The organism is Candidatus Aquicultor sp. (assembly GCF_054640775.1).
Genome location: NZ_JBTSLF010000331.1, coordinates 1 through 2,598, shown reverse-complemented (window position 1 = coordinate 2,598; position 2,598 = coordinate 1). Strand labels below are relative to the sequence as shown.

At 60.6% G+C, this 2,598-nt stretch carries 2 protein-coding genes; both read left to right on the top strand.

The window, feature by feature from the left end:
* The coding region (locus tag ACYC56_RS14945; protein ID WP_461374966.1) for a hypothetical protein at nt 1–659 on the top strand (659 nt) is incomplete at its 5' end.
* Complete coding sequence (locus tag ACYC56_RS14940; RefSeq protein ID WP_461374965.1) at nt 659–2,530, top strand: hypothetical protein; 1,872 nt, start codon at nt 659–661, stop codon at nt 2,528–2,530. The genes ACYC56_RS14945 and ACYC56_RS14940, both read left to right, overlap by 1 nt.
* Nucleotides 2,531–2,598: the final 68 nt, after the last annotated feature.

Here is a 2,598-nt window from a genome sequence, read left to right as displayed (position 1 = left end):
GGGCGACTCAGGACGCCTTGGGGTTAGAGACCAACCGGCTCTTGCAGAGCTTGGGTATTCTTCCGCAGGTGAACAACTCGGCGACGGGTAACGTCGGCACTTATGGTAACCTCGGCCTCGGCGGCTCTGGTGACCAGATTGCCCGCATGGGCGCCGGCAGCAACTTTATCAACTCGGGCATCAACAGTCGTTTAAACGCTGTGCAGACGGCCGGCGGCGTCCAAAATGACCGCGACCGGGTAAGCCTGGAAAACAACAACCTGGCGCGGCTGCTCATGGGTGACCAGCGGGGCGCGGCGGGTAGCCAGTTCAGCAGCCTTTTGGCCGGCGGCCAGTTCGGCAACCAGCTCAACCAGGGTAATGTTACGGCGGCCCAGTCCGGGCTTCAAAACAACCAGGCGTACACCAACACGCTCATGCAGCAATTGGCTGCGGCGATGGGCGGGTTACAGAATCTGGCCGGAATGGGTATCGACTGGGCCCGCATGGGCGCCGGGCAAGCCTCGGGCGCGGTCCCGACGGGCCAGAATACCAACCCTTGGGGCGGTATTTTACAAGGCGCCGGTGGCATGATGTCCCAGGTACCCACCTTCGGCGGCACACAAACGCCCCGTACCCCCTCCATCCCTAACGCACCCGGCACTCAGGTAGGCATGTAATGGCTGACATTTACGATCTTTTTGACCAAGAAACTGCCGGGCCGGCGATTACCGCGGATCCGGCCGCCGCGGCGCGTGAAGCCAAGATCCGCGAAATGCTGGGCATGACGCCCAATGATTTTGAAGACCAGTCGTATAAACGTTTCTGGAAGCAGAACTACGGGGTGGATGAAAAGTCAGGCGGGATCAAGAAGTTTTTGGCCGGTCTCGCGGAAGGCGGGGCTAAGCTGGCCCAGGGGAAAGAACGTCCTCTGGTGCGCGATTTGGCCCGCAAGCAGGGGCTCGAAGACTACACGGCTGCCCAGCGGGGCGGCCTCGCGGAGCTGAAGCTCCTCGACGCGGAGCAGAAGCAGCAGCAGAATTTAACGGCCGGCAATTACTGGAAGGGTAAAGCCTTTGACGCCAAGCTGATGGAGCTGGCGAACAAAATGCGGGCCCAGGGCGTTCAAGAAGAGTTGATCCAGGCTAAGATCACCGACTACGGTAAAAAGGCCGGCAAGACCGACGCCGAGATTGCAGACATCCAGGCCCGAACGGCCAAGACCAAAGAGCAGACCAAATACGTCGGCATGGATCCAGCTGCCTCTAACGCTGCCGCTTTACTCGGAAACCCCAACGGCAAAGCTATCGAGCAGGGCGCCCAGGCCAACATCTTCGGCCGGGAGGTCATGAAGGCCGGCGCCAAAAATATGTTCGGCGGGACCCGCGGTTCCAGCTCCGGCGGGGGCTCTACCTCCTGGCGCGAAGCCATCATCCCCAACGAGCAGTTCGGCCCCTCAATCCGGCGCCTTGAATCTGGCAGAAGCGGCTCTGGCGGCAGCGCCCCTCAGCAATCCCCGCAAGACATCATGCAGCTTCTCCGCCAGGTAAACCCGCAAATCCCGGGTAGCCCCCTCGCGCCGGCCGGCGAAACTTCCGCCCCGGGCACCCAAGCCGCCCCCACCAACGTCATCCAACGTCTCCGCCAAGGTCTACCTCAGGCGGGCCCCGGCACTCCCCAAAGTACTCCACAAGGCACTCAGCCAGGCTCTGCTGCGGCGAACCGGCCGGCTGACGCCGGGCAGGCCAAGCTCGCGCAGGTGATGGGCGGGGCTCGCGGCAAACAATGGTCGGCCACAGTCCCCTGGCTGGCTGACGGCTACACGGAAAAGATGCCCGGGTTCAACAAGGAAGAGTACGATGTACCCGTCGCCTTCCGCAACAACATTGGCGTTCCGCCCAAGTCTTTCTCCACCCCGCAACGGGCAGCTGCCCGGCAAGCCACCGCGGGCTTCCGCAACCTCGCTACCACGGCCGTTAACGCCTTTGTGAACGACGATTTAAAGGATGTCGCGGGCCCGATGAACCAGTTCATGTTAGGCGTCCGCAGGTACGGCGAAGCCCGGCCCGACGTTGCTATCTCCACCGACGTGCTCAGCAAGCAAACCTTAGCCGACTTGGTGCGTAGTATCTCCGGCTTGACGGTCAGTGATAAGGAGCAGGCCCGACTTGACAACCTGGTCGGCTCGGCCTCCAAATCACCCGGAGAGTTCATGAAGCTCTCCCTGTACACCAACATGCTACAGCAGCGGCATGACTTTGCCGATTCCCTTATGCTGCCTGAAGACATCAAAGCGTTTGTGGTCTCTGACCCTCAAGTCACCGAGGAGCTGGACTTCCTCTGGCGTAGTGTGGTCACTCTGGCCGAAAACATGCAGAAGGCCAAGCGGGCAGGCGCAAAAAAGGTTAAGCTAAACGGGCAAGAAGTATCCCTGGCGGATGCAAAAGCCGCCCTCGACTTGGATAAAATGACCCGCAAGACGATCCTGAAATCTGTGTACCGTAAATTCCCCGGCTCAGATTACCTTCCACAAAAGATCGGCGCGAGATAAGGATTCCTTCATGTTTGATCCACAAGATACCAGCCCGAGCCTGCTCGAAGAGATTCAAGAAGCGGCCG